Origin of the sequence: Caecibacter sp. AF58-12pH5A, assembly GCF_027681725.1 — a bacterium.
Taxonomy (GTDB): Bacteria; Bacillota; Negativicutes; order Veillonellales; family Megasphaeraceae; genus Megasphaera; species Megasphaera hominis.
Genome location: NZ_JAQDBC010000035.1, coordinates 1 through 23940, shown reverse-complemented (window position 1 = coordinate 23940; position 23940 = coordinate 1). Strand labels below are relative to the sequence as shown.

The following is a 23940-nucleotide window of genomic DNA, read 5'->3' as shown; positions in this document are numbered from 1 at the left end:
AAAAATTATTGTTGACCCCTTGACTTATGGTAGCAGGTCTTTCTCCTGAGGAGAAAGCACGAGAAAGCTTTCAGCGATATGCTTTAGTGGTTATTATTGGTTTTGCAATTCACATTTAGGAGGTTGGTTTATTTGAAAGTCAAGAAAACGTTATTGAGTTTGGCCTTGCTCGCGTGCTTGTGCACGGGCTCGGCTTTGGCAGCAGACTGGTATTATTTAGGTACATCGAGTAGTGGTGACACGTATTACGTTGATAATTCTTCAGTCGAAAAAAATGATGACACAGCTGTTATATGGGAAAAAATCACGGATAAAAAGGGATCCAGTTGGGTTCAGCAGGTAATTGTCAGCCGTAAAAATAGAACGACGGCGTTAGTTAAAAGATATACAGTTGAACCAGATGGTAAAGTTAATCAAAATTTTGCTGCCAAATCAAAATCTGACTTAGACTTTTATAGTATTAGGCCTGAGTCATCATCTGAGGTTTTCTATAATTCTATTTGGCCAAATAAAGCCGATATGTCTTCAAATCGCTGGTACTATTTGGGAAACGAAGGTAATACGACCTATTTTATAGATAACTCTACTGTTCAGAAAGATGCAAATACTGCTATTGTCTGGGTGAAAATGGTGAATTCTCAAGGGGATTGTTACATACAACAATGTCTTTTAAAACGAAGAGATCAAACTTTTAAGGTATTAGATTCAACGTACGTCCAGGCAAATGGCTACACGGATTACGAAGGCGGCTGGCAAAGCAGTGTGTCCATTTGGTCCCAACCGTTCTATGAAAAAGTATATTATGCTATTTGGTCCAATTAATTTCTCTGTAAATTAACCAGTCTTAACCAATCGAAGCAGTCCTGGCACTTTGCTTCCATGATGGAAGCAATCTAAACAGTCAAAATGCTCCGGCAGAACCAATCCCAGGTTCTGCCGGAGTCTTTTTGTTTTCGATACATTACGTATAATCATACAATATAAACCCAAAACCGATGCAACACATAAACATTCTTATAAGATATATTATATATCTAATCATTATAAGAAAAAAAGACCGAAAAATTTAAAAATAAATTACTGTCATGCCACCACATCCCTCCTTTTCCAAAACCTGCCAGTCCAGTTCTATTCATATGTCCTGTGCCATTCCTGTCACGTCATAAAAGAAGCGAAAGGACAACGAAAAAATGTGTGTACTATGCTAAAAAGATAAGTTCGTATTCATTTTAATTATAATATATAGTTGGGTAACCATACAAAACAACGCATAAATCCTTATTGTTATTTTGTCCTCAAGAGGACTATAATAGAATATGTATAAAAATAGATTATGCAAATAAACTTATATATTATATTAAAAAATAACTAATTCTTAGGAATAATGTGTTTTGATTAAATTAGTGTTTCTTCTGCTTTTGATATTTATGAGGAAAGGGGAGCATTATGGGAAAGAAAAACGGAGTCTTAGCAGCATGCGTCCTGGCCAGTATAGCTGGTCTGGGATTTCCAGGTGCGCCGGTTCAGGCCGAAGGAATAACCTTCAGCGGTTCATCTGGCGGCAGTGTTACTGTGGTTACATCTGGCGGCAGTACTGTGATTTCATCTGACGGTAGTGGTAGTGTTACTATTACCGTTCCTATTACGGTGACTATAAGCGGCGGTACGAGTACAGGGAATAACGATGGTACAACACCGGCTAGTGGCAACACGCTTACTGTGGATGATGGCAGTGCTATAGACGGTGCTATCGGTGGTAGTACGGTCACAACCGTAGAAAAGGCCATGACTGACAGTATCAAAGCCGACACGGTCAGCGGTAATACGCTTACTATAAGCGACGGTACTGTGTCTAATGTAGCCGCCGGCGGGCTTTCTATCGCAGCTAATGTGACGGAAAATGAGGCAAATTTATCCGTTACGGATTCCGGTACCGCCTCGGTAGCAGTCATGGCTGGGGGTATTTCCGGTACAGGCAATGCCAACACGAATACGCTCTCTATCAGCGGCGGCAGTGTATCTGAACTAGCTGCCGGCGGTGTTACTGATTACGGCGGCGCCTCAGGCAATAAGGTCACGATGAGCGGTGGTTCCGTCAATAAACTAGCCGGTGGCGCCTCTGTAGGCGGTGTTACTACCCTTAGTAATACATTGATTGATGATTTCAGCTCCTTAGGTTCCAGATTGGATTACAAGGGAACCGCCGGCGGTTCTACAGAAAACAATGAAGTAACCATGAGCGGCGGCTCGGCGACGTACGTCTGGGGTGCGTATAACTGGAACCTCACAGGAACGGCAGGAAATGCGGATGTAAACGGCAATCAGGTGACAATCAGCGATACGGCTGTAGTCAATGGACAGGTAGTTGGCGGTGAAGCTGATGCAGGTAGTGCGGACAGCAATGCAGTCATCATAAAAGGGGGAACCATTAATGGTGGTGCCTCTGGCAGTGGACCCCAAGGTATGTCTGTCATTGGTGCCAACACTAACGTGGCTGGTAGCGGGGGTGCGAACACGAATAACAGTGTGACGATTTCCGGAGGCACCTTTGGGGAAACTGCCGTACAGTATGGCAATCGCATTATCGGGGCCTATTCCCAGAGCAACCAGGAAGATATCTCCGGCAACAGCGTCACCATTTCCGGCGGTACCTTCGGTCAGGCGGCTGGCAGTGTCAACTACGTCTATGGTGCGTATGACCTTGGCACGGGCAGCACGCTTTCCAAAAACAGTGTCACCATTTCCGGCGGCACGCTGGATGCCAAGGGAGGCTATGACATTCTCATTGGCGCCTATGTAGATGTAGATGGTACGAGCGATACGGCTTCCGGCAACAGTGTCAGCCTGACCGGCGGCTCCATTGGCGCTTCTGGCAGTGCAGATACACTGCAGATCAAAGGCGCTCAGGTGAATGGCGCTGGCACAGTAAGCGGCAACAGCGTAGATATCAACGGAGCCGCCATTGGTTCATCAGCAGCCAAAAGTATCGATATAGATGGCGGCATCGTAAAGACCGGCACGGTCTCGGAAAATAAAGTGACCATCGAGTCGGGAACCTTGGATACTTCCTCTTCTTCTGCACTCCGGATTTTTGGCGGCCTTGCGCAAAGTTCCGGCGCTGCGACGGGCAATGAAATCAACATTACAGGTGGCACCATAGGTGCGGACAGCGGCGCACTTTATCTATACGGCGGCTATACGCCAAATGGTGACGCGACAGGAAATAAAATCGATGTGTCGAGTGCTTCCCTGAATCCTAACGCAGTCTTTACCGCTGCTTTTACAGGGGCAGGCACGGCTTCCGGCAACGCAGTTTCCCTTACTGGGCAGACAGGCAGTTATGCCAGTGCAGGACAGGCTGCAAGTGGGGCTGTATCAGGAAATACAGCTACATTGGACGGCAGTACGGTGACGCTCGTCTATGGTGGACGTATCCAAACAGCAGGCACCTCTTCAGGCAATAAGGTTACGCTTTCCAATAAAAGCGCCACCGGCGCCGCTTATGGCGGATATTCGCCCAGCGGTGACGTGAACGAAAATACGGTTGATGTAGAAAGCGGCAGCTTTGCCAATAACGCCATCGGCGGATGGACAAATTCCGGTAATGCCACGGAGAATATCGCTATCGTCAATAATTCAAAAATCGGTTCTGATACAGTAACTACCTATGTCTTTGGTGGCTATTCGGCTTCTGGGAAAGCATCGGGCAGCAAAGTGACGATCACAAACAGCACGTTGGGAACCAAGACAGAAGTTTACGGCGGTTATGGTACGACAGGAAGCTCGGATAATTCCCTGTCCCTGACAAATACAGATGCCGCTGACAGCGTCATTGCCGGATTTACGTCATCTGGCGATGCGGATGGGAATAAGCTGGCGGTCACAAATGGTACATTCTCTTCCGGAGTGACTGGCGGCCAGACAGGTACGGGTAATGCTGCAAGCAATGAAGTCAATATGAGCGGATCCGACATAACGGGCTATATATACGGTGGCAATGTGACGACATCCGGCAATGCCAGCACAAATAAAGTTACCCTTACGGGTGGCAGCACAGGGTCCAGGTATATCTATGGCGGCTATACCAAGAAAGGCGCCGCGAGCCATAATACGGTCTCCATTACAGGTACGGATTTCACAAATTCCTATCGTATCTATGGCGGCTATGCAGCCGGATTAGGCACTACGGACTCTTCTACAGGCAGTACGTATAATACCGTTTCCATTACCGATGGGGATACGGCCGGTTCTGTCACGCTGGACGGCGGTACGTCGACAGAGATTTACGGCGGCTATGCCTACAAGACCGCTGCTTCAAATAATGAAGTCACCTTTAATGCAGAGAATGCTGTTATTCGCTCCATTTATGGTGGGGAAGCAGCTGGCGGTGGTGATGCCGACGGGAATACAGTGAATGTCAATTCCGGTACCCTGCGGGCCCTTCTTTTTGCCGGTCATGCACCGAGCGGCACGGCAAATCACAATACACTGAATATTACCGGCGGCAATATTCAAGTAAACAGCACAGTAGATAGTGGTTACGGCAAATCGGCTGCATATAACCAGCTCAATATTTCCGGCGGCACCTTTGGCCGTACGAATGATGGAGCCTCTCTCAACGTGGCTGCTGGGGAAGCCGTGACAGATGGCGGTACAGCGGACAACAATACCCTGACCATCACAGGCGGCACTTTTGGCAGACAGGATTATGAAAATGCTAATTATATCAATCTCTATGGCGGCGTTAGCCACGCTTCAGCTGAAGATAACTATGCCAGCTTTGCTACCAATAATAAGGTGAGCATCTCCAATGCTGTCATGAATTCCTATGGTGATTATGTCCTCATTGCCGGCGGCTATATGTATAAAATTGCAGCCAGCGGGACCGTCCTGGGAAGCGATTCTACGGACACAGTTTCCAGTGAAGCCTCGAACAACAGCGTGGAAATTACGAGCGGCTCCATCAACGATGGTGCTTACGAAAGTGCCGGCGGCGACATCAATATTATGGGCGCTTATACGGATGCCGGAAAGGTTACTTCCAATAGTGTCACCATCTCTGGCGGCACTATCGGCACAGCAGCTACAGGTGTCACGCAGATCATCGGCGGCTATACCAGCAGCGGTGCTGCGACGAGCAATAGTGTAACGATTTCTGGCGGTACCTTGGGAAATCCGAATACGCCTATGGACGAAGAAAGTGACTTCTTAGCCGGCGGCTTTACGGAAGCTGGCACGGCTAGCGATAACAAGCTGACCATTACCGGCGGCTCACTTTTAGGAAATTTCGCTCTTTACGGCGGGTATGGCACGACGGGCAGTACAGGCAACAGCGTTACTCTCGCAAGCAGCCTGAATGGATCGGAAATCATTGGTGGCTATACCTCTAGCGGTACGGCCAGTGGCAATACGATCGACCTGACGGGTGGTACCATCAGCACGAGCGGTATCATTGCCGGGGGGTATACGGCTGATGGAGCGGCTACAGGAAATACCATCAATATCAAGGATAATGCTGTCCTGAACGGTACCATGAGCCTCTACGGCGGCTATGGCACGACGAGCACAGGAAATACCATCAACGTCTATAGCAAGGGCAATGTCGTTGGCGGCGTGGATTATTTCCAGAAACTTTATATTGCTCCGGAGGCCTCCCTGACTATCGGGAATACAGATACAACAGGAAATGCAGCCAGTCTCACCGTCAAGAACGGTACTACTGTTGATGCCCAAGGCGCCCTCTACATCACAGGCGATCTCTCGGCCGATGCTGCTACCGTGACGGCAGCTAATGCTACCATTGGCGGCTCTGTTTCCGCAACGAATAAAGCAACCGTTTCCTTGGGCGGCAGTGATTTGAAGCTCTCCACGGTAAAGGTTGATGACAGCAGTACTCTGACCCTGAATGGCGGTACCTTAACGGCTACGAAGCTCTCCGATGCTATCACGGGCGGCGGCAAAGTCACCCTGGCTGGTACAGCCACTCTCGCTACGACGGCGGACCAGATTTTTACCGATGCCAATACGACAGAAACTACGGCAGCTAGTACGAATACCCTGACCGATACGGCGAAAAATTCCGTAATTTTCAAAGCCGGTACCTTATCGTTGAACAATGACTACAGCTATGCGTATCTGACTAATATCCAAAGTATTATGAATGGCCTGGACGATTCTGCTACGTCCCTGATCATGACGGGTGACCTCGTCGATACGACGGGCATTAGCGACTCCATTTCCGTGGCTAGTGCCAGTGTCATCGGTTCTAAGGTCGCGTTGGATACAGTGACAGCTGCTACGAACGACCAAAATCTGGTCATCGGCGGGACCGCTGCCGATACGAATACTACTGCAGTATCCCAGGGCTTCAGCGTCGCAGCTCTCGACCTTGGTTCTGCCAGCAGTGTCACCGTCACGGGCGGCCAGAGCCTGACCCTGGGCGGCAGCGGCACGACGGATGTCATTTCTACGACCAGTGATAATGCAGAAGTGTCTTTGACAGACGGCAGCAGCCTGACCATCGGCAACAGTACGGTCGGCGCGGACCAGACGCTGAACGTCAATGCCTCTGTGGCCGCGACGGACAGCACGGTCACGACGAATGGCCAGACGAATATCGAAGGCACTGTCACCCTGACGAACTCTACCATCCAGGCCAACACCGGCACGTTGACCGTGGCCCAGGACCTCACCACAGGTGGCACGTCTACCATTACGGGTAGTGTCGCTGTCGCCGGCGATATCGTAGCCACCGCCGCAGCTGATGGCACGACGGCTACGCTGAACGTTGGTACCGATACGACAGCTGCTGCAGTCAGTGCCAAGAGTGCCAGCCTCAGCGGTGGCACGCTCTACCTGGATCCAATATGGCAGAATGGCGGAACCATCGGCGATGGTTCCAAGGCCGCCCTGGGCAGTGTGTCTGACGCGAAACTCGTCGTCGGCAACAACTCTACACTCACCTTGGGCTCGACGGATACATCCCTTGCCGAAAAGGCTTTTGCCGATACGGGCCTTTCCTGGGGTTCCGACGGCATCCTCTCGGCCCTTTATGTCAACAGCAGCCAGAGTCTGTCTAATAACAGCATCGTTGTCGACAGCGCCGCTTCTTCTACGAGTGGCACCGAATACGGCATCTTCACCATGGGCGCCAATTCCCTCCTGATGGTCAACGGCAATGCTGTCACCTCGACAGCCGCCTTGACAAACGTGAAGAGCGTCAGCATGGATAGCAGTGCTAAGCTCTACATCGACGGTGCCACGAGCAGCACGACCTATAATATCCTCAGTGCAGCTAGCGGCGGTGATGTGAAGACAGATAACACGTGGTACGCTGATGCGAATGCAGCTACGAAGAATATCCTTACAAACAACCAGCTTCTGAAATTCATTGGTGCTGACGGTAACGGCACGAGCCAATTTTCCGTTACAGCTATTGCGCAGGACGCTAGCGACGTCTATGGCAAGGCTATCATCGATCCGACCGTCGTTAATGCCGCCGTGGCTGGCTCTGGTGCCAGTGCAGATTTCTTCAATAACGCCGTAAATAACCAAGTCAACACGACCAAGGCCCAGCAGGCAAACGCCATCAACAGCCAGGCCGCTATGACCGAACTGGGCGGCGTCCAGCACGGCCTCTATACGGCCAACAACCTCTTTGATTCGGCCGTCATGAACCACTTGGCTGACCTCGATCAGGCCGATAAGGATAAAGATATTTGGGCTCACTACATCCATTCCAAAGAAGACATCGATGGTCTTTCTCTCGATACCCTTGGCGGTGCCTCTTACAAAGCGCAGTACAACGGCGTCATCGTCGGTTCTGATTTCTATACGAAGGGAAATGCCGTTGCCGGTGCCGCCTTCACCTACATGGATGGCTCTATCGACGGCAACACCGCTACGGCCACGACGAAGAACGACGCCGACTACTACGGCCTCAGCTTCTATGGCCGCCTGACCCAGGGCAGAACGAACTACTTGGGCGATATTTCCTGGCTCCACGGCAAAAATGACTTGACCCAGTACAACAGCCTGACGGAACTCACTGGCTCCGTCTCGTCCAATGCCTTCAGCGCCGGAGTCCGGGCTGAACAGAACTTCACGGCCGGCAAGGGCCTGCTCACGCCGTACATTGGCCTCCGTTATGCCCATTTCGACTTCGGTGACTACACGGATAGCATTGGCGTACACCACGACGCCGATACGGCCAATATCTGGCTCCTCCCCGTAGGTCTCCGCTACAGCCTCACCAGTCAGCATGGCAGCTGGAGCCTCAAGCCTATTGCAGAAGTAGGCTACCTCTGGACTCTGGGCGACCGTGACGGTGTAGAAACAGTCAGCCTCAACGGCCAAGCTAACGCCTTCGGTTTCGACCTCGCTGACCCCGGCACATACTACGGCCGCCTAGGCGTAGAAGCCCAAAAAGGCGACATCACCTACGGTATCGGCTACCAATACCAAAAGGGCGACAGCGTCCGCAGCAACACCTGGATGGCCGCTGTACGGTATAAATTCTAAACAAAATTCAAGCCGCTGTCACAAAGCAAGAACCGTTTTTCCTATGATAACCGTCCTGACGCAGACCGAGTCTTAGAACAGTTTCACGAAAACAATTTGTTTGAGGTTCACGTGGATGTGTAGTATACTGAAAAAATAATGATGCTTTTTCTGTATCCTGCAAAGGAGGCCTTTATGAAGAAAATCGGATTGATTGGCGGCACTGGGCCCGAATCGACCATTATGTATTATCGGGAACTGGAATACGGGGTTCAGAAACAGTTGCAGAAGCCCGTATTTCCTCCTATGGTGATCGAGAGCCTTAGTGTCTTTCAAGTGTTGGAATATTGTGCTGAGCAGGATTATGAAGGATTAACCCGGTATTTGCTCCAAGGCATCTGCAATTTGGCTGCTGCCGGTGCTGAGTATGGGGCCTTTACGGGCATTACGCCCCATGTAGTCTTTGACGACGTGGCGGCAAAATCTCCGATTCCCTTGGTGAGTATGGTGGAAACAACTTGTGATGAAGCGGAAAAATCACAGTACAAGAGAGTAGGCCTTTTGGGCACGTTGCCCACTATGGAAGGTGATTTTTTCCAAAGATCCTTTGCCAGACGAGGCATCAGTACGTTCACACCTAATCAGGACGAAAAGCTGTACATTGCCGACAAGATAAAAACGGAACTAGAATATGGCCAGGTAGTGCCGGCTACGCAGAAAAGGATGGTTGAAATAGCCGAAGGAATGATCACAGAGCACCACCTCGATGCCATCGTGCTAGGCTGTACGGAACTGCCATTGATCTTTGACCAGGTGACACTGCCCGTGCCTGCCTTGGATGTGATGCGGCTGCATATCCGGGCCCTGATTCGGCTGATCTTGCGAGAAGAGTGAAACAACAGGCTATCGGCTCTATGAGGCATTGTATCCTGAGGAGAATGCACGTAGGGAAGGAGAGTTTTTTTGGATTCAACCTCTATCCCGGCTTCGCCGTACTTTCTCCGATCACGGAGAAAGCCAGTTGTGGTCCAATTTAGTAATTACTAACTAGCTGGAATTGCTTCAATCCTAGAGTAGTAACGGCGCAACGCCCACACAGGGATTGGCTCTAGGATTGAATTTTTCAATCCTAGAGTAGTAACGGCGCAACGCCCACACAGGGGCGTTGCGCTTTTTAGTTGCAATTTGTGTGGGGTTTATTTTATAATAAACTATACGAATATTTGTTTGTTATCAAGAAAGCCTGGATGCGCTAGTGACGGGCTGGAAAAGGAGAGATCCTCATGACTTGGCCTTCAGACAAAACAAGGCAAGATATAATAGAGCAGCTGCGGCAGCTGTATCGGGCAGAGCCTATCAGGCCGCGGGTAGCAGAGAAAACTGTTGAGTTGCCGCCGCCTTTAGTGGCCTTGCGGAAGATGGCTAAGACATTTAAGCAGGAAGACAGGTATGTAAGCCGCGACGAGATTTTTGTGCGTCAAGCCGAGCTGGCAAAGGAGTACGAAGACGATTATCGCTGGGACCAGACAGAGATCCGTTTTTTACCTACGTACGAATCCTTAAAAGATCATGAGCTGCGCGGTTATTTTGGCTGGCGGACGCGGCTGCGTCACGGCACCATGGAAAAAACATCCCTCGTGTATGCCCGAATTTACACCTACGAGATCATCAATCAAATTGACGTCAAGACGCCTGGCGAAGGCTTGCAAAAGCTCGTAGCCTTCCTCAAGGCATACGAAAAGCTCGATGCACGGATTACTGAAAACTGGGCCGACTTAGTCCGGGACTACATTCTTTATTATGAGTTAGACCCGAAAATGCTGCCGCCAACGGAATTTTCCTTGCAAGACCGGGCCTATCTCGTGCTTGATGATGAAGAAAATGCGTCCGACCAGGAAATCTTCCAGGCGTTGCAGGAATTTTCCACATATCGCATGGACCGGTCTAAATTCTATAAGGACAATCCCGAACGCTATGTGGCGCTCATGGCAATAGCGTACAGGCAGCTTACGGAATATTTCTTGCGTCGCCGGCAGCGAACCTTTACCGAAGAGTATATCGGCGAACTTGAAAGTCATTGGATGTCCATCTTTTCTTTGGCCGTGTTTTATAAAGGGAGGGACAGGCGCTTTTATTCTGTGCAGGAAACGCCTGCGTGTACGTACGTGAATGAGGGCGGCGAATGGCTCTTAGAAAGGGTAGTGTATTTTGAAAAAGCGCACCGCAAGCTCGGCAAGCTCATGAAGACCATGGAAGCGGAATTCCGCAATTTCCTGGGCTTTGCTGAGATCCAGCGCCCCTATTCCTACAAATGGATGCTCAAGCTGGCCGCCCAGTCCTTTGAAATCTGGCAGGCAGAAGAGAACAGGAAGAAACGAGCCCAAGTCAATCTGGACCAGTCAATCCTGGACAAGATCCGCGCCGAAGCGGCCATTACCCGCGATCGCCTGATTACGGAAGCAGACTTGGGAGAAGAAGCACCACCAGAGCCGGAAGAACCGGTTGTACTGCCACCGTTGGGACACTCTTTTGCGAGTGGGAACCTCTTTGACCAAACACCGCCTGAAAGGGCTGGCGACGCCGTGAACAGCGCACCTTTAGGTCATGCCGCAGCGGCGCAGGAGGCACCGTCTGAGCTGCCGTGGCAGCTTACAGAAGACGAGCTGCATTACCTTACGGATATACTGAATCACACGCCTACGGACTGGGTCCAGGCACAAGGCCTCATGGCCTCCGTCCTTTTTGACGGCATCAATGAAAAGCTCTACGACGACTTTGGCGACACGGTCCTTTCCGGGGACCCGCCGGAGGTACTGGAAGATTATATAGACGAAGTAAAGGAAGGACTAAGGAAATCATGAAAATACCAAAACGCATTGCCCGCACGCTCATTACCTCACTCAAAGGGGGCGTCGTGCCACGCATTGGCCTGCCGTACATCACTGTAGGCAGAAAAAGTGAAATCGAAGCCCTTTTGCACGACGTAGAAGTCATTGCCGACGGTGGTGCGTCCTTCCGCTTTATCGTCGGACGCTACGGCAGCGGCAAAAGCTTTCTCATGCAGACCATCCGCAACTACGTCATGGAAAAGGACTTCGTCGTCGTCGATGCCGACCTTTCGCCAGAACGGCGCCTCCAAGGCAATAACGGCCAGGGCCTGGCCACATACAGGGAACTCGTGCGCAACATGGCCACCAAGACCAAGCCTGAAGGCGGCGCCTTAAACCTGATTCTGGACCGCTGGCTGAACCGCGTCCAGACGGATGTCATGGCAGAAAGCGGCCTGGCCGCCACGGATCCGGGCATCCGCCCCCTGATGGAACAAAAAATAGGCCAGGTCATCGATGCCCTCAATGAAATGGTCCACGGCTTTGATTTTGCCAAGATTCTCACGCTCTACTATGAAGCCTACGCCGAAGGCGATGCAGAAAAGAAAGCTAAGGTTACCAAATGGTTCCGCGGCGAATACCACACCAAGACCGAAGCCCGCAAGGAAATGGGCGTCAACATCATCATTAACGATGACGACTGGTATGAATACCTGAAGCTCTTTGCCTGCTTCCTGAAGCAAGCCGGCTATGCAGGCCTCTTGGTATGTATCGACGAGCTGGTCAACATCTACAAGATACCCCACGCCATTACGCGCCAGTACAACTACGAAAAAATCCTCACCATGTACAATGACACACTCCAGGGCAAGGCCCACTACCTGGGCATCATCATGGGCGGCACACCCCAGTGCATGGAAGACCCGCGCCGCGGCGTCTACAGCTACGAAGCCCTGCGCTCCCGCTTGGCCGAAGGCCACTTCGGCGGTACGCACAAGGACCTCATGGCGCCGGTCATTCCGCTTTTGCCCCTGACTAACGAAGAGATGCTGGTCCTCATTGAAAAGCTGGCAGAAATTCATAGCAGCCTCTACGGCTACGAAACGCACATCAAACCGGAAGATTTGGCCCATTTCATTGAAATCGAATTCAGCCGCATCGGCGCCGACTCGCACATCACACCCCGCGAAGTCATCCGCGATTTCATCGAAGTCCTGGATATCCTGTACCAGCACCCGGACCTCACCGTGACGGAGCTTCTCGGCTCAGACCAATTCCAATACGCCAAAAACGACGTACAAGAAGGCGACGCGCCGGCAGAATTTACGGAATTCACAGTCTAAGGAGGCAGCCCCATGAGCATCTTCGACAGATACGCACCCTTTGTCCAGGATTTCATCTACGACCATGGCTGGGAACAACTGCGTTCTATTCAGGTAGCAGCTGGCGATATTATCCTCAATACGGATGAAAACCTATTGCTCACGGCATCTACGGCTTCCGGTAAGACGGAAGCCGCCTTTTTCCCTATCCTGTCCCTCTTTGCCCAGGATCCGCCGGCCTCTGTAGGCTGCATCTACATCGGCCCCTTGAAAGCCCTCATTAACGATCAGTTCCAGCGCCTGCAGCCCCTCTGCGAAGAAGGCCACATCCCTGTGTGGCACTGGCATGGCGACGTATCCCAGTCGCACAAGGCCAAGCTGCTCAGGAAGCCTTCCGGAATATTACAGATTACGCCAGAGTCTCTGGAAGCCATGCTGCTCCACAAGCACATGGCCATTCCCAGGCTCTTTGGGGACCTGCGCTTTGTCGTCATCGACGAAGTCCATTCCCTCCTGCGCGGTGACCGGGGCGGCCAGACGCTGTGCCTCATTGAACGTTTGTCGCGCCTGGCAGGCGTTAATCCGCGGCGCATTGGCTTGTCGGCTACGCTGGGGGATCCGGAAATAGTAGGAAAATTTCTCTCCCAAGGAACGGGACGGAAAACCCTTATTCCCCAGGTCGAAGGCCCGGGCAGCAAGTGGCGTCTGTCGATGGAGCATTTCTATGTCAAAGACGCCCAGGCAGGGGAGGATAAGCCTGACATAAAGGCCTTGCCGGTCCTCGAAGAAAAGACGGACCAAGCACCCCTTCAGGCTGATCCGGGCCTGGGCTATATATTTGAACACACGCGTGGCAAAAAGTGCCTCGTCTTCGTCAATTCCCGGGAAGAATGCGAAGGAGTTACTACGTCCTTACGCCAGTACTGTGATCTGAACCACGAACGGGACCGCTTTTTGATTCACCATGGCAATCTCTCTGCGGCCTATCGGGAAACGGCAGAAATGCTCATGAAGGATGAAGACAAAAGCCTCACGACAGTGACCACGTCGACATTGGAATTGGGCATCGATATTGGCCGCCTGGAACGGGCCTTTCAGATCGATGCACCGTGGACTGTATCGTCGTTCCTGCAACGCATGGGCCGCACAGGACGACGGGGCCAGCCTTCGGAAATGTGGTTTGTCATTAGAGAAGACGAGCCGGAAATCCGGGCCATGCTGCCGGCTACGATTCCTTGGAAGCTGCTGCAGGCCATTGCTCTGGTGCAGCTCTATTTGGAAGAAAAGTGGGTCGAACCGCCGCGCCTGGACCGGCTGCCCTACAGCCTCCTATACCACCAGACCATGAGCGTCCTTCAGGCGAACGGAGAAATGTCACCAGCCAGCCTGGCAGGAAAAGTCCTGACGTTGCCGTATTTTCACCGCATCAGCCAGGACGACTATAAGGTTCTTTTGACTCATTTGCTCAATACGGACCACCTGCAACGCACAGAAAAGGGAGGCCTCATCGTAGGCCTTACGGGAGAACGGGTCACGAGCTCCTTTAAAATCTACGGTGTCTTTCAGGAAAACGAAGAATATGCGGTACGCTGTGATTCCCAGGAACTGGGCACCGTCGTCGCACCGCCGCCACCAGGTGAAAAGATTGCCATTGCCGGCCATGTGTGGCGCGTTTTGGAAGTGGACCGGAAGCGTCACGTCATTTACTGCGAAATGGTCAAAGGCAAGGTCCCAGCCTATTTTGGCGAATGTCCCGGCGACCTGCACACAAAAATTCTGGAACGCATGCGGACCGTTTTAAAGGAAGACAAGCAGTACCCATACCTCATGAAAAATGCCGTAGCCAGATTAACCCAGGCAAGATTTACGGCTACTCAATCGGGAGCAGCAACACAACCCCTCATCCAGCTAGGTGGCAAGATGTGGTGTCTCCTGCCCTGGCTGGGAACGTACGGATTTCTCGCTATGGAACGCTTCCTAAACCTCAAGGTCGGACCGGAAGTAGGACTCAAGAATTTGGACTCCTTCAGGCCGTACTTTATGCAATTCACTATGGAAGCCGACGCCAAAACCTTCTTTGAAACGTGCTATAAAAAGATTAAAGAAGATATTAATCCCATGGAACTCCTGTATCAGCATGAAGTGCCACAGTTTGATAAATACGATGAATACCTGCCGGAAGAACTGGTCCGCAAAGGCTTTGCCTTAGGCGTCCTGAACTTGGCAGATGTGAAAAAACGGGTTTTGGAATGGCAAACGGCTGACAACGTGGGCGAATAGAGAGTAATCCCGGCCTGGGCTGTGGGGAGAGATGCGCATCGTGCGCCCAGAAATTGGCTCTAGGATTGAATTCTTCAATCCTAGAGTAGTAACGGCGCAACGCCCACACAGGGATTGGCTCCAGAATTGAATTCTTCAATCCTGGAGTAGTAACGGCACAACGCCCACACAGGGGCGTTGTGCTATTCCGGCTTCGATTCATCACATTACTACTAGTTTCTTCTCTTTCGAGCGCTCCGCGCCCACCAAGGCCTCAGTCCTATTTTTAGGACTGAGGCTTTTTCACTACTATCACTATGTGTGCCTATCCGGGCAGCATCAGGACTAGGACTTTCTCTTCCTTGCTTTTCACAGCAGGATCCTTTGCAATCATTTCTCCTTCAAGCATAGCGGCATTCGTTTCTCTATTGGGATGATCCAAGGTAATCCGAAAAGGAATATTGCCATCGCGAAGTGATTGGCAAACAAAAAAATAAATTCACTTTAATAATGAAAAGATATATAATGAATAGTAATGGAACCACTTACCACGCATGTATAGCAGCGTAGCAAGGCTACGTTCCTCTAGGGAAGCTTTTTTTGTGGGAAAAGGGGACGAAAGAAATGAGTAAACGAACAAAAATCTTAACCATGCTAGTTTTAGCAGGAATTGCAGGACTGGCACCAATCGCTCAGCCGGCCATGGCGGAAGCCATAGAAATCAGCGGGGAATCAGACGGCTATGATAATTCCGTCTATTATTTGGGCAACGATGATACCGGTACAGACAGCAATAATACGCTGACCATCAATAGCGGCACCTTCATCGGCGCTGCCGGCGGGTCGTCTGTCAGTACCTTTTCGAAAGGGATGGATGACAGCTCTGAAAATACGGATACAGCGGCCGTTTCGGGCAACAGCCTCATCATTAACGATTTGTCAAATACTTATCAAGAGAGAGACTGGGCAGCCGGCGGCGTTGCCATCAATAAAGACGTGACAGGTAATACGGTGACCGTCAATTATTCAACAACAGCAACGGAAGACAACATCAACAATAACATAGAGGATGACATTATAGGTGGCTCGACTATCACGGGCAGTGCTTCGGGCAATAAAACGTATATCAACGGGGTAAAGTACAACGAAAAGAACTCGTTCTGGGCCTCGCCAGACTACGTTTACGGCGGCTATTCCTATATCGGCCCTGTGTCCGGCAATGAAGTGCATCTTACTGGCGGCCTTATCTATGATAATGTAGCTGCCGGTGCCCAGGGAGAAGCCGATGGCAGTACTACGACAGAAGCCATGGATACCTATCTTGAGGACTATGCGAAGGGGCTTTCCTTTACCAAGACTGGTGACGTAACGAATAATAAGACCTATGTAGATGGCGCTTATGTGGTAGGCACTGTTTATGGTGGATATATGTATGTGCATGATTCTTCTGATGGGGCCATTGTCCAGCCTGGGAGCATTACAGGTAATACCGTAGATGTTTCAAATAGCGCCAATGTCGATTCCGTATACGGCGGCTATGGCTATTATACGAATGCAGGAAATTCACCTATCTCCATGACGGATAATACCGTGACAATCAAAGACTCCATCGTAGATGGCGGCTATGTGTCAGGCGGATATGCGGAAACAGAGGATTATACGGGACAGGCAGTGGTCAGCGGCAATAAGGTGACTCTGACAACTGCGACTGTTGATGAGTCGGACACTTTGAGTAATTACAGCATAGAGATTGATGGCGGATCCATGACTTCTGATGCGTATACCGGAAGCACCGTGGACAGCAATGAAGTCACTGTTTCAGACAGCACCATCGGTACGACGGACACACATACCATTACACTTGTCGGCGGGTATGCTGATTATGATACGGTCTCCAATAATACACTGACCGTCTCCGGAAGCATCTTTCAGCTTTCTGACAACAATCTGTACCAATGGATCATACTGGCTGGCGGTGTAAAAGCATATGCTGCAGCTACAGTGGATACAGGAGGAAATGTAACCAACAATATGGCCACGCTGACAGACAATACCATTGTCCTCCTGGAATCCGGACACCCGGTCATGATCACAGGCGGGCTGAGTGGGTATCGGTCTAATAGGGTGAACAACGCTTACTGGTTTGGAGCCCAGGACAACATAGGCAATACTCTCAATATGTCCGGCAATACCATTGGGGCGGATGCTGCATCCCAGACTGGGAACGAGAACTATATCGCCGGCGGCGTTGCCGTAGGCTGGGACTGGAATGAAGGAACGGCTGCAAATACCTTCACCTATACGTATTATCCTGCCAATGCCACGTCCAATACGGCCAATATCACCAGCGGCACTGTCGGCGTAAATAGCCTGGATGTAAACTACATTGCCGGCGGCATGGTCCTGACAGATGGCAATGCCCAAAGTAACACATTGAATATTTCCGGCGGTACCATCGGTGCTGTCTCCGGCAATACGAACTACGTCAGCGGCGGCTATACCGCCTTGGGCGACGCCACAGGAAATACACTGAACATTTCCGGTGGCACCATCGGCACAGCCTCGGGAAGCAATTCCTACATCGCCGGCGGCTATACGGCAAGTGGTACGGCTTCGGGCAATACGGTCAATATCTCTGGCGGTACATTTGGCGCAGCCGAGAGCGCAGCCGATACAGATACTTCGGAAGAGACGGACACGACAACCGCACAGACGATGAGTCTCCTGGCAGTCACCACGGACGCAACCACCACCGACCTCTCCACTCTCTCTAACTACATCGCCGGTGGCTACTCCGCCGATGGCGACGCATTGGACAATACGGTCAACCTCACCAGCAGCGCCCTCACGACCAGCTTTAGCCTTTACGGCGGCGTAGGCCAGACGACTACCGGCAACACCCTCAACGTCTATACGAAAGGAAATAGCGTCGGCAACCTGGCGTACTTCCAAAACCTCAACTTCTACGTCCCAGCTGATGCGGCAAACGGTGACACTATGCTCACCGTCACGGGCACAGCCGACGTCACAGGCGCTGCCATCAAAGCCGGCGTAGCCGACACGACGCAGCTAAAAAGCGGCGACATCATCAACCTTATTTACGACGCAGGCGGCATCACCACAGATAATGCCACCTACGGCACCCTGGCCGGCCTCAATACGATCACCGACGCCGCTTTCGTCACGCGACCCATAGCGGTCAAACAACAAGACGCCAAGACCATCGTCATGGAAATCCTCGGTGACGACCAAGCCACCCTTTCTAAAGACACGAAACTCTTTGCCGAAGCCCGCGCCACAGCCATGAACACCCTCGCCAACGCCGCCGACTTCGCCAGCACTGACGGCCTCGCCAGCGCTGCCGCAGCCTACCACGCAGACCACGGCCTGAGCGGTGCCTTCACACCTTACGTAGCCCTCGGCGGCTACAACCTCCGCGCCGACACAGGCTCCTACGTCGACACGAACGGCCTCAACGCCAACCTGGGCTTCGTCCATCAAGACTACGCCCAAGGTCACACTGACACCATCATGCCCTTCATCGAATACGGTAATGGAAACTATACCAGCCACCTCGATGACAGAGCCCGCGCCGACGGCGACCAACACTACGTAGGCGCCGGCCTCCTCCTGAGACGCGACCAAAGCGACGGCCTCTATTATGAAACCATGTTCCACGCCGGCCGCATGAGCGGCGACTTCAAAGGCCTCATCGAAGGCTACCAGGCAAGCTACGACTCCGACGCCAACTACATCGGCGCCATGCTGGGCCTGGGCAAAATCGTGCCAGCCGGTAAAAACGTAACATACGACTACTACGGCAAGGTATTTTGGAACCACCTCGCCAGCGATACTGCACAAGTGCACTCGGCCCTAGGCACAGCCAACTACCACTTCGACACCATTGACTCGTACCGCACGCGACTCGGTCTCAGATGGACCCGCCACCTCAATCAGGCACAATCCTTCTACGCAGGCCTGGCCTGGGATTATGAATGGAAAGGTGATGCCCACGCCCAATACCGCACCTTCGACACACCCAGCCCTAGCACCAAAGGCAGCAGTGGGTTAATGGAACTAGGTTGGCAGAGTAAGATTGATAAGAATCACGATTGGGGTGCCGATCTTCACGTTACCGGCTGGGCGGGAACACAACGCGGCGTGACGTACAGCGCGACCGTTAGCCGGGCGTTCTAAAAAAAGGCGCCACCTATGGGGGAGCTGGGCCAGTCGCGGAGCGACTGGGGCTGAAGGGGTTCATTTCTGTGTATTCAACCTCTAGGGGCCAGTATCTCATCAGCGGTTTCCATTTTCCTAGAAGATTGCAACGCAGTTTCTTTCAGACAAGCTTCTGTCTTGTTCTGAAGGAAACTGCTTTTTTCTTATTGACACATTTTTAATTATTATAACTAAATGAGTTTATATATATAATGAAATAATATATAATATAAAGTAATATAACTCTATCGTATAAAATGATGGGGGGAATCAGTGCAAAAACTCTTTGGGGAAGCTTGCAAAAAAACTTGGGGCGTGCGCTTTGCACTGGAGAAGTTGTGAAATATTTGGGCATTTTGGGAAGGAGAAACTATCATGAGAAAGAAACGCAGTACCTTAACGATATTGGTCCTGGCCAGCCTCTTTAGCCTGGGCCTCAGCGGACCACCGGCCTTGGCCGATACTGAAGTCGTCACCAGTGTTACCGGTCAGGAAAATGAGATCAACAGCAATACACAAAGAAATGCTACTGTTAGCGGCGGCAGTCTGAGCCTAACTGCTGACACCATAGCAGCTTTGCCGGAAAACACTGCGGTCAGTGTCAATAATAACAAAGTTATTGTCAAGGGCAATACCATTAACGGCAACAAAGCCTATGGCGGCTATCTAACGGAGGTAGGCACGGCGGACGGGTCTCCCACGGTTACCCTGACGGTTAGCGGCAACAGTGTTTCTGCTTCAGACAACAATACTTTTATTGGTGCTATAGGTGCCGGCGGCTATGGGGAAGTTTCTGCAGGTACTGCTGCTTCCGTAGTACTGAGACCCATAAATGTCACGGATAATACGCTGGAATTTGTTTTTACAGAGCCGATGGAGGCAACGAGCATTAAGCCCTCTAAGTACTCCGACGAAAACTCTTACCTTTACGGTGGCTACACGAATTTGGGCAATGCAAACAGCAACACCGTAACCATTACCGGGGTGAAAGCTGCCGATGGCAGCAATTTGCTGACCCTAATGGCTGATGTAACCGGCGGTAAAAGTGATGGTAATGCGTCTGCGTACAATAAGCCGAACTATTACAGCGGCAGTGCCGACAGCAATATAGTGGAGCTTACAAACGTCGATCTTAAAGGTGATGTCCAAGGCGGCTATGTGGGAAAGGGTCTGGCCGGTATTAGCAGCGCTAGTGGTAACAAGGTTACCATTGAGGATAGTGAAGCTGCGATTAGTGGATTAAACATTTACGGTGGCAGGTTGTCGATAGCCTGGCCAACTGTAACGACCGAAGCCAACGCCGACGGTACAACGACAATAAGCTATTATACAGATAGCTATACTAAAAAAAATATAACCTACACGCTGCAGGCTGCAACAAATCCTGGTGCCAACGGGAATATCATCACCTTAACGGACCTAGCCAGCACCCAGTACGCCAATGTCTATGGCGGGAATGTAGGATATGGTTTTAGCAGCGTCTATACTCCGCTTACGGCCAATGACAATCAGGTAACGATCTCTTCCGGGCTTGAAACGGCAACAACCTATGGAACTGCAGACATCGGCAGCGGTGTATACGGCGGCAGAGTGGAAGAAGGCAATGCCGATGGCAACAGCGTGAGCATTACCGGGAAGCAGCTTACGGCAGGGGAAAACGATGGCAACAGCTTCAATACGACCGTCACCGTTGTCATCGGCGGGAATGCCGGGACTGAAGATCATTCTGAAGGCAATGCTGAACACAATAACGTATACCTAGAAAACGTGCAGGCCTATCTGGTTTACGGCGGCAAGGCCCAGGGCCTCTCTGCCAATGGCGCCAGCAGCAATACGGTCACGCTGACAGACAGCCTGGTCAGTACATCGGATAAGCTAGCTCTACGAGCTCTATCTTATATTTATGGTAGGACCGGTGCCGTGTATGGCGGCTATTTGTCCATTCCTTCATATGACGATTCTTATGATAAACCAACAATGCAATCGGATATTGCAGCTAAGACGACGACTACGACTTTTAAGAATACCTCCTATATCGTTGCGGATGCGGAAAAGGCCGGCGCCCAGGACAATATTGTAAGTGTTTCGTACAATCTGGACACGGCCGCTGCCTATGAAATGGTCGTAGGCGGCTTTGCAGAAGCCGGCTCGGCCAATACCAACCAGGTCACCGTGACAGGCAAGCAGCTGACTGACGGCACCAATCTGACCCTTGGGTCGCAATCTAACACTCAGGTGCCTGAGGATGATATAGGGTATTATCAGGTACCAGCTATCGAGGTAGCGGCAGCCGGCGGTATTGCCACGTATGGTACGGCCAATGAAAATACCCTGACCCTGACTAATATAACCTTGGAAGATGACGTCTATGGCGGCCTCACAGGCAACAGCGTGACAGGTCTTTTCTTTAGCGAATACAGTTACGTGCCAAATGACTTGTATACAGCTGATGCCATAGAGGCCAATTCGAACCGGGTTTTCCTGACCGATGATTCTTCCACGGGAACTGTATACGGCGGCTATGTAATGCTAACAGAAGGTACGGCTGTGTCAAAGGCTCAGGCCAATGATAACACCGTAGAGATTGTCCAGACTCTGGATAAAGAAACGTCCTACGGAGACGTTCTGGGCGGTGCATCCTTCTATGGGGAAGCCAATGGCAACAAGGTCATCCTCCAAGGCGCGGAAGAAGGCAGCATCTCGGCGGAAACCGTCATCGGCGGCGGTACTGGCGGCGCCAGCGCGGACAACAATATGGTAGCACTGAACAATAGTACGGCAAGCGGCCCTATCATCGGCGGCACAACAGTCCTGCCCACGCAGAAATCGTTTTTTGATTACGTTGATAAATATTTTAATATATATTATGCTGATAAGGATTTAAATAAGGATTTAGATTATGATTATTTTCACATTATAAAAGAATATACAAGTGCACTTTCCCTTACAGCTGCGGCGGACCAAAGCGCTAAGGGAAATACGGTCACCCTGGCCAACGGCTCTGCAGCCGGTGACGTCTATGGCGGTATTTCCGGCGTAGGCGCAGCTAAGGGCAATACGGTCACCATCTCCGGCAGCACCGCAGGAAGCGTCTACGGCGGCGCAGCGGGTATCCTGGGCACGGACGAAGGCAGCCTTCGCAGCACCTTGATCAATAGCCTGCCCACTGTGGACTACACATCGGCTGAAAAATATGCATATAACGACGGCTGGGAGTATGAAGACCAAAAAACGGCAACCTTAACGGATGTAGCAGCCTACGTACCTACGGTAACAGGCTCTGTCAGCAGTGCCAGCGGCAATACAGTGAATCTGGTCAGCGGCACGGTGGACGCCATTTACGGCGGCTATGCCGTAGATTCTACTATGGATGCGACTGCGGCAGCGCCAAAGGTAAAATCTATTTATAAAGATGTAAAGAATGACAAAATGGTCGACGTAGAAGCGGACTCGCAGGGCGATTCTTCCGGGACAGCGGCAGAATCTACATCGACTACCTACAAGAGCGGCGCAGCTTCGGACAATACGGTGAACATCTACGCGGGTACCGTGAACAAGGGGATTACAGGCGGTTATTCCCAGTCCGGCGACGCCACGGGCAATACGGTGAATTTCTATAGCGGCACTGTTGCGAAAGATATTATCGGCGGCCAGTCCGATTCCGGCACAGCCAGTGGCAATACGGTGAATTTCTCCAACGGTACTAACAATGCAAGCATCGTAGGCGGTCAGGCAGAATCGGACGCCAACAACAATACCGTGAATTTCTCCGGCGGTACTGTAGCAAATGGCATCATCGGCGGACAGTCCAATTCCGGTACGGCCAGTGGCAATACGGTGAATTTCTCCAACGGTACTAACAATGCAAGCATCGTAGGCGGTCAGGCAGAATCGGACGCCAACGACAATACGGTCAATTTCTATAGCGGCACTGTTACCGGAGGCATCACCGGCGGCCAGTCCGATTCTGGTACGGCTAGTGGCAATACCATCAACCTCTATACTGACAGCGTCACTGGCAGCATCACCGGCGGGTATTCCCAGTCCGGCGCAGCGAATAACAACATCGTCAATCTCTACACCACGCTCCTCGGTAACGGTGTCAGCCTCTATGGCGGCGTCAGCTCCGCAGGTTCCGTCGAAAGCACGGGCAATACGCTGAATGTCTATAGTAAAGGAAATACAGTCACCAACCTGGGCAACTTCCAGACGCTGAACTTCTACGTACCGGCTGATGTGGGTGCCGAGGATACGATGCTCACCGTCACCGGCACGACTAACCTGGAAGGTGCCACTATACAGGCTGGCGTAGCAGACTCGGTAAAACTGGAAAAAGGCCAGCATATCCACCTCATCGTGAAAGAACCAGCCACCCAGACCAAGAACACCGTCATGATGAAACTCATGAGCGTGAACACTGCAAGTGACCTCACTACAAACGACCTTACCACGAGCGACTTAACGAAAATAGCCTCCATGAGCATGATTCCTGACATGGATACCATCATGAACAGTGGCTTTGTCCAAAGTAAGGTAGAAATCACCCGCCTCGACGATAACACAATCGTCCTCGATATCCCCGAAGACGACGTGCCGACCATCAACCCGGACACGAAGCTCTTCTCCGAAGACCGAGCATCGGCACTGAACCTCGTCAACAACAGCAGCGACTTCGCCGCCACCAACGCCTACGACGGAGCCCTCACGGCCTGGAACGCAGACAAAACCACCAAAAACGACTTCACGCCCTACCTTGTCGTCGGTGGTCACGACCTGCGTGCAGACACAGGCTCGTACGTCGACACCTATGGCCT

The 23940-nt window shown here is 51.4% G+C and carries 8 protein-coding genes; all 8 read left to right on the top strand.

The window, feature by feature from the left end; all coding sequences use genetic code 11:
• Positions 1-132: 132 nt before the first annotated feature.
• Positions 133-822 carry a hypothetical protein gene (locus PGX44_RS11715; protein ID WP_498855497.1) on the top strand — a complete coding sequence of 230 codons (690 nt, stop codon included), beginning with the start codon at positions 133-135 and terminating at the stop codon, positions 820-822.
• Between the two features lie 624 nt (positions 823-1446).
• Positions 1447-8520: a hypothetical protein gene (locus PGX44_RS11710; protein ID WP_498855496.1), complete on the top strand. Its 7074-nt coding sequence runs from the start codon at positions 1447-1449 to the stop codon at positions 8518-8520.
• Positions 8521-8694: 174 nt separating this feature from the next.
• Entirely contained in the window at positions 8695-9393 is a 699-nt protein-coding gene (locus PGX44_RS11705; RefSeq protein WP_498855495.1) for an aspartate/glutamate racemase family protein, read from the top strand.
• 389 nt (positions 9394-9782) lie between these two features.
• A complete protein-coding gene (locus PGX44_RS11700; protein ID WP_498855494.1) occupies positions 9783-11360 on the top strand; it encodes a TerB N-terminal domain-containing protein in 1578 nt (525 codons plus the stop codon).
• Entirely contained in the window at positions 11357-12670 is a 1314-nt protein-coding gene (locus PGX44_RS11695; RefSeq protein ID WP_498855493.1) for an ATP-binding protein, read from the top strand. The genes PGX44_RS11700 and PGX44_RS11695 overlap by 4 nt, the downstream gene beginning before the upstream one ends.
• Before the next feature lie 12 nt (positions 12671-12682).
• Positions 12683-14929, top strand: a complete 2247-nt coding sequence (locus tag PGX44_RS11690) for a DEAD/DEAH box helicase (RefSeq protein WP_498855492.1) — start codon at positions 12683-12685, stop codon at positions 14927-14929.
• A 603-nt stretch (positions 14930-15532) separates the two neighbouring features.
• Entirely contained in the window at positions 15533-19105 is a 3573-nt protein-coding gene (locus tag PGX44_RS11685; protein ID WP_498855491.1) for a hypothetical protein, read from the top strand.
• A 396-nt stretch (positions 19106-19501) separates the two neighbouring features.
• Positions 19502-23940, top strand: a 4439-nt coding sequence (locus PGX44_RS11680; protein ID WP_498855490.1) for a beta strand repeat-containing protein, incomplete at its 3' end; no start/stop codon positions are given.